The sequence below is a fragment of the Bradyrhizobium valentinum genome (assembly GCF_001440405.1).
In the GTDB taxonomy this organism is placed as follows: Bacteria; Pseudomonadota; Alphaproteobacteria; order Rhizobiales; family Xanthobacteraceae; genus Bradyrhizobium; species Bradyrhizobium valentinum.
Genome location: NZ_LLXX01000124.1, coordinates 57,477 through 70,450 on the forward strand (window position 1 = coordinate 57,477; position 12,974 = coordinate 70,450).

Sequence of the window (12,974 nt, forward strand, 5' to 3'; positions counted from 1 at the left end):
CCTGCCGCGGCCCTCGCCGTCAGTAACGTGACGTCAGAGCGTCTTCATGCCGATCTTGCCGTCGGTGATTTCGATCAGATAAACGTTGGGCTGGCTCTGACCGCTTTCCTTGCCTTCGGGACCGGACTTGCGGAACACGATGTCGCCGTTGAGGCCCTTCACCTTGATGTCCCAAAGTGCCGCCTTGATCGCCGCAGGCTCTGCCTTGCCTGCCTTTTCGATCGCCGCCGCCGCGGTGCGGATACCGTCATAGCCACGGAAGCTTTCGGTGCAGCCGGCGAAGTCGTAGCCGCGCTTCTTCCATTCGGCGATGAAATAGCTGGTCGCCTCCGGGTTCGGCGTCTTCTCGGGGAACCAGGGCAGGAAGGTCGTCAGATGCATGGTGCCGTTGGCGGCGGCGCCCGCCTGCGCGATGATCTGATCCGGATTCTGCGAACCGCCGGTGGTGATGATGCGCTTCTTGAGGCCGAGTGCTGCGGCCTGTTTGAAGATCAGCGTCAGCTGGTCCACTGCCGTGGTCACGATGATGGTCTCGGAATCGGTGCCCTTCAGCTTGGAAAGCTGCGCACTCATGTCCTGGGCGCCCTGATCCATGGTCTCGACGGCCCCGACCGTAATCCCCTTTTCCTTCATCATCTTGCTGAAGTCTTCAGCGGTGCCGCGACCCCAGTCATTGTTGATGACGAGGAAATCGACCTTCTTCAGTTCGAGTTTGTCGACGATCCCCTTGAACGCCGCAGCCTCAATCGCCGACGGCGGCGAGATACGGAAGATATATGGATTGCCGGTCGTGGTGATCTTGCCCGACGAGGACGTCTCGACCACCATCGGCGTTTCGTATTCCATCAGCTTGGGCATCACGGCAAGCGTCAGGCTCGAGCCCCACGCTCCCATCAGCACCGGCACCTTATCGCTCGTGATCAGCTTTTCGGCGACAGCGGCTGCTTCGGTCGGATTGCTCTTGTTGTCCTCGATGACGAGCTCGAGCTTCTTGCCGAGAATGCCGCCCTTTGCGTTGATCTCATCGGCCGCGATCTTGGCGCCGTTGACGACGTAGGTACCGGACGCGGCGAACGCACCCGTTAGAGGTTCATTGACGCCGATTTTGATGGTCTGAGCCTCCGCGGCACCACCCAGCAAGCCGACCGCCAGCGCAATCGCCGGAATAATTCTGAAAGTCCGTGTCATGTGGTTCTCCAATCTCACGCTGTTCATCTATCCGCAGTCCAAACCTCGTCGTTTCCGCGTCACGCGGAGACTTCGACCCATCACGTCGCTCCGTCCTTGTTGGACGAGAAACGACCAACCCAGCCCGCGACCCGCGCGCGCAAAAGACCGAAAAGCAGCGCCATTCCGTTCAGTTCGACCGCTGTAGCGTCAGCCGGTGACGTACCCGACAGGCGGCGGTCGAGATTGCCGGCAAACTCTGCGATCAATCGTGCCGCAAGATCGCGCACCAGCCTCGGCCTTCCGACTTGCGCCAGCATGCCCGTCAGCGTGTATCCGATGGAGAGATCGACACGCGTCCCCTGCCCGGTCGGCACCAGCCGATAACGAATTTCGCCCTGCGTCGAAGACCGGCTGCGCCGGTCGTTGCCGATGCCGACAATGCGGCCGGACATATCGGCGGGGCTTCGCTCGATGCGTGCGGCGCCCTGGAACGTCGCGGCGATCGGACCGATCCTGACACGGATCGCTCCTTCGACACGCTCAGGCTTGGGGGGCGCCGTCAACGATGCGCCGGGAAGGCAGGCCGCGACGGCGGCGATATCGTCGAACAGCGCAAACACCTGCTCGGGCGGATGGGCAACGATGAACTGCTGCTTCAGGACAGTGGCCGGGGTGAAGTCCAGAATCGCAGGAACCGAACTGGCCGTTTCAGGCAACATTTGTTCGCTTGCTGCCGGCCGGAGGCGTTCGACCCGGTCGGCACCGTCATGCACGCTTCGACCTGAGCCGGCGGGACCCAGGATCTTTCGGCCTCCGTCCGGCTCGGGCGCGATATCGCGGGCGCGCCGCGCTTCGATCACCGATTGCACCGCCCGCACGATGCCGACATAGCCGGTGCACCGGCACAGATTGCCGCTCAATCCGACGCGTATCAGGCGCTCGTCGGCTTGCGGCAGCCGCAGCACGAGATCGCGCGCCGAAACCAGCATTCCCGGCGTGCAATAGCCGCATTGCAACGCATGCTCGCGGGTGAAGGCCGCGCGAAGTTCTGTCGTAACGTCGTCCTCGTCGAGCCCTTCGATGGTGGTGACCTCGGCCCCTTCGCAGGCAACGGCATAGGTGATGCACGAACGTGCCGGCACGCCGTCGAGCAGAACGGTGCAGGCACCGCAGACGCCATGCTCACAGCCGATGTGCGTACCGGTCAGGTCGAGCTTCTCGCGGACGAAGTCCGCAAGATTGGTGCGCGGTTCCGCTGATATCCGGACCGCGCGCTGGTTCACGGTGAGTGCGATCATGCTCATGCGCCGGCCTCCCGGACCGCACGCTTGAGCACGCTCACATGAATATGGCGATGTGCCGCGTTCGAGACGCCCGCGTTTGCCAATAGGACATCGGCTATACGCGCGTCGAAGCGATCCTTGTAGTCGCCGGCAATGCGTCCGCCGAACAATTCCGCCGCATTCGTGATGACGATCGGCGCGGAATCGATCGCACCAATCACGACGCGGGCGGTTGCGGCGCTCGGATCGATCAGGATCGCGCCGATCGCATGCGCGAACTCGCCTGTCTTGCGGCAACTCTTGGCATAGCCCCAATGCGCCGATGCCGGCATCGCCGGGACATGAATGGTCTCGACGATCTCGCCATCGCGCAGCGCAGATTCCAGCGCACCGACGATGAAGTCCTCCATTGCCACCATGCGCGCGCCTGAAAGATTTCGCAGCGTCAATCGTGCACCGAGCGCCGAGAGCGCGGACAGCCAGTCTGCTGCGGGATCGGCATGGCTGAGCGATCCGCCGACCGTGCCGCGGTTGCGCACGGCGCGATAGGCGATGTTGCCGGCGACCCCCTGCATGGCGCCGCGCGTGACGTCTGGAATGCGTCCGTCTTCGATGTCGGCGTGGGTGACACAGGCCCCCAGCACGAGTTCGTCGCCACGACGCTCAGCCTGCTTGAGCTCGGCAAGACCGGTGATGTCGACGATCAGCTGCGGCTCCACTAGCCGCAAATTGAGCATCGGACCAAGCGACTGGCCGCCGGCGATGATCTTGGCAGAAACCTTGGCCTCGCCGAGCACGGCAAGTGCCGCCTGCAAGTCGCGTGGACGCTCATAGCCGAAAGGCGCCGGTTTCATGCCGCCGGCCTTTCTGCGTCGCGCGCGGCCAGAACCGCCTCGACGACGCGGTAGGGCGTAATCGGCGACTGCATCAGTTCCACGCCAAGCGGCCGCAGCGCGTCGTTGACGGCGTTGGCGATCGCGGCCGGCGGAGCGATGGCACCGCCCTCGCCGATGCCCTTCACGCCGAACTGCGTATAAGGCGACGGCGTCTCCATGTGATCGAGACGCGGCGCCGGCACTTCGGTCGGACCGGGCAGCAGATAGTCCGCGAGCGTCGTTGCCAGCGGCTGACCGGCCGCGTCGAACGGCATCTCCTCATACAGCGCGGTGCCGATGCCCTGAGCCAGACCGCCGTAGATCTGGCCGTCCACGACCATCGGATTGACGAGAACGCCGCCGTCCTCGACGATCACGTAATCAAGAATCTCGACCTCTCCCAAATCAGGATCGACGGCGACGACCGCGGCATGCGCGGCATAGCTGAAGGTCCCGGTATCGCGCCGCGGCTTGTAGCCCGCCGTGACCTCCAGTCCGCCGGGATCGACGTCAGCAGGCAGATCCTGCGGCCGGCGATACCAGGTATGGGCGATTTCCTTCAAGGTGACGCTGCCGTTGACGCCCCGAACCTCGCCGTTCTGCAGCACGACCGCAGCCGGATCGTGCTGCAACAGCTTGGCACCGATGCGTCTGGCGCGCTCGCCCAACTCGCGGCAGGCGGCTGCGACCGCGCCGCCTGCCATCACCATCGAGCGCGAGCCCCAGGTGCCGGTCGAATACGGCGTCATCGCCGTGTCGCCGTGAATCAAGCGCACCCTGGCGACGTCGACACCCAGCATCTCGTAAGCGACCTGTGCGAGCGTTGTTTCCATCCCCTGCCCGTGGGAATGCACGCCGACACGAAGCTCGAGGCCGCCGTCCGGCGTCAGGCGCGCGGAAGCCTGTTCATGGCCGGGCACCATCGGAATGCCCCATCCGGAATAGACCGAAGTCCCATGCGCGGCCTGCTCGCAATAGATGGAGACGCCGACGCCGATCCGGCGGCCGTCCGCCTCGCCGTTGCGCTGGCGTGCCCGCACGCCTTCGATGTCGATGGACGCAAGCGCCCGTCGCATCGCCTCGGGATAGTCGCCGCTGTCGAAGTGCTTGTTGGTGATGTTGTCAAACGGCATCTGCCCGGGCTGCACCAGATTGCGCAGGCGCACTTCGCCCGGCTCCAGCCCGGCTTCCGCCGCGACCAGATCGAGCATCAGTTCCAGCGCGAAGCAGACGCCGGTACGCGCCACGCCGCGATAAGGCAGGATCGGACACTTGTTGGTCGCGACCGAAAACGTCCGGCAGCGGTAGGCCGGCATCAGATAGGGTCCCGGCAGGATGCTGGCGACCTGCGCCGCCTCAAGGCACGCCGAGAACGGATAGGACGAGTAAGCGCCGGAATCGACGGTCGCTTCGCAGTCGATGCCGCGCAGCCGGCCGTCGCGATCGGCATAGACGGTGATCTTGTAGTGGTGTTCGCGGCAGTTGGAGCTGGCGGTGAGATGCTCGCGGCGATCCTCGGTCCAACGCACCGGATGGCCGCGACGCATCGTCAGCCAGGAAAGGCAGACTTCTTCCGGCAGCAGGATGCCCTTGTGCCCGAAGCCGCCGCCGACGTCAGGCGAAACGACACGGATTCGGCCCTGCTCCATGCCGAGGCATTCGGCGAGCCCGCTGCGCGTGATGTGCGGCATCTGGGCCGAGGAATAGAGCGTGAGTTGATCGAGACGGTGATCGAAGGTCGCAACCACGCCGCGCCCCTCGAGCGGCGACATGCACTGCCGCGCGGTCGATATCTCACGTGACACCTTGATCGGCGCATCGAGCGCGCTTGAGATGTCGACCTCGAAACTGGTTTCGAGAAAAACGTTGTCGCCCCAATGCTCATGCACCAGCACTGAGCCCGGCTCGCGCGCTTTGCGCATGTCGTAGACGGCGGGGAGCTCCTCCAGATCGAGCGTCACCGCCGCCGCGATGTCCTCGGCCTCGGCACGCGTCGGCGCCACGCACATGGCGACGAGTTCGCCGACCTGACGCACCTTGCCGGTGGCAAGCACCGGCTGCTCGGAAATCTTGAATCCCGGCAGCCCTGAAACTGCGCGGATCGGATTGACGCCGACGAGATCCGCCGCAGTGAAGACGCTCCCGCGAAAACGCTCCGGCACATGAATGCCGCGGATCAGCGCGTGCGCCAAGGGGCTGCGCACAAAAGCGACGTCCTGCAACCCGGCCAGGCGAATATCGGCCACGAACTGGCCGCGGCCGCGCATCAGCCGATCGTCTTCCTTTCGCGGCAGCCGAGCGCCGACGCCTTGTCCGGCGCCTGCTCCGCCTGCGGAAGGAAACTCGCGCTCATTGCGCACGGTGATGTTCTCCCCGATCGAGTTGACGCTGATCTCCCTACGCTGCAACAGCCCGCGGCAGAATTGGCGCCACCGCGTCGTACCTCGTACCGGCCCGCAGGCAGAACTCAGGCTGCAGCAGATGCTCGGCGATGACTTCGTTGTCCTCATTGTCGCGAAGGACAAATCGTCCGCTCTGCTGCGTGAGGACCGAGACGTCGGCCTCCCTGCCAATCCTGAGGGCGCCGATTTCGTCAGCACGGCCGAGCATTCGGGCCGGGTTCGACGTCACCATCGGCACGACCTGTTCAAGCGCGAGGCCGAGCGCCATCATCGAGCTCATCGCCTGGACAAGGCTGAACTTGGCCTGACCGGCGAAGGGATGATTTTCGTCGTCCTCGTGCTGGTCCGGGGTGCCGGCGGGCGCCGGCACGTGGGTGTTGTAACCGTGAATGTCCGCGCCGAGCGTGGTGGGAATAATGCCGGCGGCGAGCGCCTTTTTGGCAAGACGATAGGAGAAATGGCTGCCGTGACCGACGTCGACCTTCAAGCCGCGATCGAGCGCCGCCTGAATCACCGGATGTACTTCACCCTCGCGGTTGACGAACCCGCCGGGATGCCGCGTGAACGGATGCGCCAGCACGTCGCCCTCTCGCAGCAAGGGAACTACACGCGCTAAAATCGTGTCGACATCTTCGCCGTTGGTGCCGCTTTCGGGCAGGCCCCAGAGCTGACCGAAATGCACATAGACCGGCAGATCGGCGCGGCGTCCGATCTCGGCTGCCATTTCGATGACACGAATGCCCCAGCGCGCGAAACCGCCGATCTCCGCATGCGCCTTGATGCCGCGAACAATGTCGAGATTGGCCGTCGCCGCCTTCACCGTGGCGTCGATATCGACACCTTCGGGACTATAGAGCTGCGGATAGTAATGGCCCTCCAGCCCACCGACCAGGTAAGCCGACAGGAACGCAAAAACGCGCGACTTCGAAGGCTCAGCGACAAAGTGCCGGAAGCCAGGCAGTGTCATGCAGGAGGGACCGCCCTGATCGACCAGTGTCGTCACGCCGGACTGAACGCCCACCATGTCGGCATTCATGCCGAAGCGGCCGGTGACATACTGATAGACATGCGCGTGCGTATCAATGAGGCCCGGCAATACCAGCTTGCCGGTCACGTCGATCACCTCTCTGGCGCTGGTCGGCAAAATGTCGCTCTGCACCGCCGCGATCTTGCCATTGCGAATGGCGACGTCCCTGATCCCATCGATGCCCGAAGCCGGGCAGATCACGCGGCCGCCGCGCAGAAGCTGGTCGAAGCTGGCGCTGATAGACATGGTGATCTCCTTTATTTCCGTCGGCGGGTTCATCCCCGCTCCTGTCGAGATACGAAGCATACTTCGTATTTTACAAAAGCAAAGCTCGTGCCATGATCTAATCGTGGCGCTGGCGGTCCGAATCGGGCTACTCGCGCCGGGTTCCGAGGCTGGGAGAGTGCGTTGCGGAAGGCAAAAAATCGTCGCGGCGAGACCAGGCACCGCCCCTGGCCGCTGTCACAACGGCCGGGATTTCTGATCCGGCGGCTGCATCAGATCCATGTCGCCCTGTTTCAGGAAGCATGCGGCGAATTCGAAATCACGCCGCTGCAATACAGCCTTCTTTCCGCGCTTGCGGTGCGAAAAACCGCTGATCAGACCACGTTGGCGGCCGATATTGCTCTGGACAGGACGACGACGACCGGAGCGCTCAAGCGGCTGGCCGCCCGCAATTTCGTCGAGAGAGCCGTAGATGATGAGGACCGCCGGGCGCGGCTCTGCAAATTGACCCCGGCGGGAGCGGCGCTTCTGGCAAAAATCGAGGCATCGGCGCGGGCGGCGCACCGCGCCACGCTCGACAATTTAAGCGAACGGGAGCAAGCCGCATTCGTTGACATGATGCAACGCATCGTCGCGGCGCACTCAAATCGCGACAGCGCTACTGCCATATTCGATTGAGCGGCTCGATACGATCTGCTGCTTTTTTGGTTCGATCTGCATAATTTGTAATCATCGGCACTTGCGCTGTACCCGTTGGACGCAACGCCGGCGTCGCGCCGGTCAATCAGCTCACAGTCGCAGCCAGTTTTGGCTCGATGTGCGGTACGGCTTCGACCAGCTCGCGTGTGTAAGCGGTTTTCGGATTGTCGAACATCGCCCGGCTCTCGCCCTGTTCGACGATGTGGCCGTTTTGCAGCACGATGGTGCGATCGCACATCATGCGAACGACGTTGAGGTCGTGGCTGACAAAGAGGAAGGCCAGGTCATCCTCGCGCCGCAACCGGTCGAGCAGTTGCAGCACCACCGCCTGCACCGAGACATCGAGCGCCGCCGTCGGCTCGTCCAGCACCAAGAGGCGCGGCCGGCAGGCGATGGCGCGGGCAATGCCGACGCGGGCCTTCTGACCGCCCGAAAGCTGGTGCGGGAAGCGCGTCAGCAGTTCGATCCCCAGTCCCACGCGCTGCGCGCACTCCTCCACCCGCTGCCGCAGCGCGTCGCCCGGGCGCATGCCACCCAGCCGCAGCAACGGATGGGCGATGCAGTCAAAGGCCGTGAAACGCGGGTTGAGGCTGTCGTTCGGATCCTGAAAGACGATCTGGATATCCTTGCGAAACAGTGACCGGTGAAAATCGCGTGCCGGGATGTGGCCGATCGACTGTCCCTCGAATGCGATCTCCCCCTCGCTCGGATCGATCAGCCGGCAGATAATGCGCGACGTCGTGCTCTTGCCGGAGCCGGATTCGCCGACCAGACCGACGCTCTCGCCGGCGCTGATCGTCATCGAAAAATTTGCTACCGCGGCGGTGCCTTGATCGAACCGCTTTGTGAGCTTCTGTACCTCCAGCAGCGGCGGCGTACCCGGCGCAGGCTGAGGCTTGGGCGGGACGTGCATCGCAACTGGTCGCCCCCTCTCCTCGTTCGGCACCAGGTCCACGATCCGCGAACTCGCCGTGGGCGAAGCCGCCACCAGACGCCTGGTGTAGGGGTGCTGCGGCGCGCGGAAGAGAGTCTTCGGCTCGGCCTCCTCGACCAGCCGGCCCTGCTCCATCACCACGACGCGGCGACAGTAGCGCGCGGCGAGACCGAGGTCATGGGTGATCAGGATCGTCGCCATGCCGCGCTCGGCCGCAATGCCGGTCAGAAGGTCCATCACGACCTTTTGCGTGGTGACGTCGAGACCGGTAGTCGGCTCGTCGGCGATGAGGAGCGCGGGGTTGCAGGAAATCGCCATGGCGATCATCACGCGCTGGCACATGCCGCCGGAGAGTTCGTGCGGGTAAGCGGCCATCCGTTTTTCGGGATCGCGAATTTGCACCGCGCGCAATAGCCCCAGCGCCTGCGCGCGCGCTTCATCTCGCCGCATTCGCTTGTGTGCCGTAATCGCATCGGCGATCTGGTCCCCGACGGCGCGGATCGGATTGAGCGCGGCACGCGGGTTCTGGAAGATCATCGCCATCGCCGCGCCATGCAGATGGCGGAAATCACTGCCCGATATCCGCGTGATGTCCTGCCCGCGAAACCGGATGTCGCCCGCCGTGATCCGCCCGGCCGCATCGAGCAGCCGCGTGATCGCAAAGCCGGTGACGGACTTGCCCGAGCCGCTCTCGCCGACAAGGCCGAGCATCTCGCCCTCGCCGAGCGACAGCGTGACACCGCGGACCGCCTCGACAAGGCCACGCCGTGTCGAGAAGGTGACGTGCAGGTCGCTTAATGCCAGCAGCAGCGACTTGGTCATGTTCGCATGCGGGGGTCGAGAATATCGCGCACCCCGTCGCCGAGCAGGTTGAAACACAGCACCGTCAGCATCAACGCCAGGCCAGGAAAGGCGACCAGCCACCATTTTCCGGTGGAAATGAAGCGCGCGCCCTCCGCAACCATGATGCCCCATTCCGGCGTCGGCGGCTTGACGCCGAGGCCGATAAAGGAAAGTCCGGCGGCATTGAGGATCGCCCAGCCAAGATTGAGCGATATCTGCACCGCCATGGCCGGCAGCACGTTCGGCAGCAGGAAGCGCAGCACCACCGAGAGGTGGCTATCGCCGCAAGCGCGCGCCGCTTCGACCCAGCCGACATTGCGACGGACATTCACCTCCGCCCGCGCAAAGCGGATATAGAACGGCAGATTGATGATGGCGGTCGCGATGACGATGTTCTCGACCCGGTTGCCGAGCGCCGCAACCATCGCCATTGCCAGCACGAAAAGCGGAAAGGCCATCACGACGTCGACGAAGCGGCCGACGCCGCGATCGAGCCGGCCGCCGGCATAGCCGCAGATCGCGCCGATCACGGCGCCGATGGCAAAGGAGATTCCGACCGCCGAGACGGCGATGGCGAGATCGAGCCGTGCCGCGACGATAAGGCGGCTGAACACGTCGCGGCCGAGCTGATCGGTGCCGGCGATGTGTGCCGCACTCGGCGGCATCAGTGCTTGCGACACGTTCGAGACGATCGGATCATACGGCACGATCCACGGCCCGAAAATCGCGATCAGCGCGAGCAGGAAGACGCCGGCAGCGGCAACGGCGGTGAGCGGGTTGCCGCGCAGAATCCAGCCGGCATGGCGAAGCGTCGCTGAGGTCATCCGATTGTCACCCGTGGATCGGCGATACCGTAAAGGATATCCACCAGCAGATTGACGATCACAAACACGGTGGCCATCAGCAGCACAAAACCCTGTACCGGCGCATAATCGGACGACAGCAACGCATCGAGCGCGTAGGAAGCAACGCCCGGCCAGGAGAACACCTTCTCCACCAGGACATTGGCGCCGAGCATGGTCGAGAACACGATGCCTGCGATGGTGATGACCGGCAGGATGGCGTTGCGCAGCGCGTAGGTGACGACGACCTGCCACCAGGGAAGACCAAGGGAACGCGCGGTGCGCACGAAATCGCTGCCCAAAGAGACCAGCATCGAAGCCCGCGTGATGCGCGCCAGCGGCGCCACCACGAACAGCGCCATGCTCAGCGCCGGCAAGATCAGTTGCCTGAAGGCAGCCCACCATCCATCGAAATCACCTGCGAGCAGGAAATCAATCAACAGGAAGCCGGTCTGCCTTGGCGGCAGTGACGCGAAGATATCGACCCGGCCGGTCGGGTCGGGCGCGAGCCCGAGCAGGTAATAGAACACATAGATCAGCAACAGGCCCGAGACGAACGTCGGTACGCAGACGCCGAGTGCGCAGAAGAAACGCACGCCATGGTCGATAATGGAGCCCGGTCTCAGCGCCGCCAGCACACCGAGCGGCACCGCCGACAGCAACGCGATCAGCAGTGCTGTAAGAGTGAGCTCCAGCGAGGCCGGCAGCCGCTCGCGGAGATCTTTGGTGACGAGCTGCCCGGTCATCATCGATCTGCCGAGATTGCCGCTGCCGACATCATAGAGATACAGCATCAATTGTTCCGGCACCGGCTTGTTGAGGCCCATCTGCTTGCGGATGACCTCGATCTCCTCCTTGCCGGCATTCGGCCCGGACGCGAAGAACACCGCCGGGTCCCCCGGCAGCACCCGCATCAAGAGGAAGGTGAAGACGAGCACGCCAAAGAGCGCCGGCAGCGAGGACAGGAAGCGCCTGCCCGCCCGTATCACCGTTGCTCCAAGGGCAGCCATCGGACCTACCGGTTACTTGCGATTGAGATCGCGATAATCGACCTGGCGGTGGAACTGGTAAGTGTAGCCTTCGACCGAGGACGCCATCACGGCGTCCTGGCTGGGCTGCCAGAGCGGTATCTGCGGTATCTCGCTGAAATGGATGGCGTTGAGCTTGATGCCGTCTTCCTCATACTTGGCCGCATCGGGTTCGAAACGGGCTTTCTGCGCGATCTCCACCAATTCCGGATTGTTGATCGATGAGTAGTTCCAGCGCTGATTGCCGGTGTAGAAGTTGCGGTAGAAGTAATCGGTCGACGGCAGCCAGGCGACGATGCCCTCGGTGAAGAAGGGAAGCTTCTTCTCATTGATCTGCGTCGACATCTGGGCGTCCGGCAGCTTCTGGATATCGACCTTGATGCCGATCTTGGCCAGCGATTCCTTCACCAGGGCCGCCATCGGTTCGGCGGTCGACGCCTGGCCGACATTGAAGCTGAACGTGGTTGAGAAGCCGTCAGGCATCCCCGCCGCCTTCAGATATTCCTTGGCTTTGTCGAGATCGAGCTTCACCGGCTGCGGGATCGGATAGGCGCCGCTCGATGGCTTGCCGTCCGCCCAAGTCGCGCCGAACAGCGGCGATCCGCGGCCAAACAACGCCGCCTTGAACATGTCTTCGTAGGGCAACGCAAAGGCGACGGCGCGACGCACATTGACGTTGTCGAACGGCGGAATCTGGTTGTTCATCGAGACGAACGTGACGGCATTATATTGGGGCGTCGAAGTCACCTTCAGCTTGCCCTTGGCCTCGAGCGACTGGACATCGCTCGCCTGCAGATCGATGACGAGATCGGCATCGCCACGCTCGACAAGGTTGGCGCGAGTCGCGGGCTCCGGCACCGACTGCACGATGACGCGCTTGAAGAACGCCGACTTGTCGGCGGTGCCGCGATTCCATGCCGTGTTGCGGCTCATGATCACCTGCTCGCCCGGCTTGAACGTTTCGATTTTATAGGCGCCGCTACCCGCCGTGTTCTCTTTCAACCATGCCAATGCCCAGGGGTCTTCTGCCGTCGCATGTTCTTTGGCGACCTTGGAGTTGATGATGATCGGATAGACGGTGGCGAGATTGGGCAAGGCAAGCTTGTCCGGCTTCGGCAGCGTCACCTCGATGGTCAGCGGATCGATCACCTTGAACTGGTCGGCCGACGTCATCGATCCCGTGAGGAGCTGTGCCTTGCCGAGGACCGGCGCCGTGACGACCCGGTCGAGCGACCATTTGACGTCTTCCGCCGTGACCGGCGTGCCGTCCTGGAACTTGGCGTCCTTGCGCAGGCGGAATGTCATCTTCAACCCGTCCGCGCTGACTTCGTAGGATTCCGCCAACTCCCCCGTGATCTTGCCGAGATCAAACACCCATTTGCCATTGAGTTGTTTGCGGCCGAAGGAAACCAGCCGGTCGTAGGTGCTAAGACTCACCGCAAAAGCTTCGCGGGTCGAACCCGGAATATTCGGATCGAGCGTATTGACGGACGCCCCGGTCACGTAGCGCAACGTTTCGGCGCGCGTTTGCGCCTGCACCGATCCAGCCGCCAGTGAAACCGCGATAAAGGCAACCACCGCAAGCAGACGCCTGGATCCTGTAACGCTCATCGGACTTATTCCCTGTTTTGCCAAGTTGTTTTCTG

The 12,974-nt window shown here is 63.6% G+C and carries 10 protein-coding genes; 1 reads left to right on the forward strand and 9 read right to left on the reverse strand.

What is annotated here, in order from left to right; genetic code table 11:
* Positions 1-33: 33 nt before the first annotated feature.
* The 5 genes from CP49_RS21280 to CP49_RS21300 all read right to left on the reverse strand — a co-directional run bounded on the left by CP49_RS21280 (position 34) and on the right by CP49_RS21300 (position 7,003).
* Positions 34-1,188, reverse strand: coding sequence for an ABC transporter substrate-binding protein (locus CP49_RS21280; protein ID WP_057852152.1), 1,155 nt, complete (start codon positions 1,186-1,188; stop codon positions 34-36).
* Positions 1,189-1,268: 80 nt separating this feature from the next.
* Positions 1,269-2,474, reverse strand: a complete 1,206-nt coding sequence (locus tag CP49_RS21285; protein WP_057852153.1) for a xanthine dehydrogenase family Fe-S subunit — start codon at positions 2,472-2,474, stop codon at positions 1,269-1,271.
* Positions 2,471-3,307 (reverse strand): FAD binding domain-containing protein, encoded by an 837-nt coding sequence (locus CP49_RS21290; protein WP_057852154.1) that lies wholly within the window; start codon positions 3,305-3,307, stop codon positions 2,471-2,473. The genes CP49_RS21285 and CP49_RS21290 overlap by 4 nt, the downstream gene beginning before the upstream one ends.
* Positions 3,304-5,595 carry a xanthine dehydrogenase family protein molybdopterin-binding subunit gene (locus CP49_RS21295; protein ID WP_245310792.1) on the reverse strand — a complete coding sequence of 764 codons (2,292 nt, stop codon included), beginning with the start codon at positions 5,593-5,595 and terminating at the stop codon, positions 3,304-3,306. Before CP49_RS21295 ends, CP49_RS21290 begins: the two co-directional genes overlap by 4 nt.
* A 130-nt stretch (positions 5,596-5,725) precedes the next feature.
* Entirely contained in the window at positions 5,726-7,003 is a 1,278-nt protein-coding gene (locus CP49_RS21300; RefSeq protein WP_057852202.1) for an amidohydrolase/deacetylase family metallohydrolase, read from the reverse strand.
* Between the two features lie 162 nt (positions 7,004-7,165).
* Between CP49_RS21300 and CP49_RS48690 the strand changes: the two genes are divergently transcribed.
* Positions 7,166-7,660, forward strand: coding sequence for a MarR family winged helix-turn-helix transcriptional regulator (locus CP49_RS48690; protein ID WP_057852155.1), 495 nt, complete (start codon positions 7,166-7,168; stop codon positions 7,658-7,660).
* A 106-nt stretch (positions 7,661-7,766) separates the two neighbouring features.
* Here the strand turns inward: CP49_RS48690 and nikE are convergent, their stop codons facing one another.
* The 4 genes from nikE to CP49_RS21325 are packed head-to-tail and all read right to left on the reverse strand — an operon-like array spanning position 7,767 to position 12,939.
* Positions 7,767-9,437, reverse strand: a complete 1,671-nt coding sequence (nikE, locus tag CP49_RS21310; RefSeq protein ID WP_057852156.1) for a nickel ABC transporter ATP-binding protein NikE — start codon at positions 9,435-9,437, stop codon at positions 7,767-7,769.
* A complete protein-coding gene (locus CP49_RS21315; protein WP_057852157.1) occupies positions 9,434-10,282 on the reverse strand; it encodes an ABC transporter permease in 849 nt (282 codons plus the stop codon). The genes nikE and CP49_RS21315 overlap by 4 nt, the downstream gene beginning before the upstream one ends.
* Positions 10,279-11,310: an ABC transporter permease gene (locus CP49_RS21320; protein WP_057852158.1), complete on the reverse strand. Its 1,032-nt coding sequence runs from the start codon at positions 11,308-11,310 to the stop codon at positions 10,279-10,281. The genes CP49_RS21315 and CP49_RS21320 overlap by 4 nt, the downstream gene beginning before the upstream one ends.
* A gap of 12 nt (positions 11,311-11,322) precedes the next feature.
* Positions 11,323-12,939, reverse strand: a complete 1,617-nt coding sequence (locus tag CP49_RS21325; RefSeq protein WP_057852159.1) for an ABC transporter substrate-binding protein — start codon at positions 12,937-12,939, stop codon at positions 11,323-11,325.
* Between the last annotated feature and the right edge of the window lie 35 nt (positions 12,940-12,974).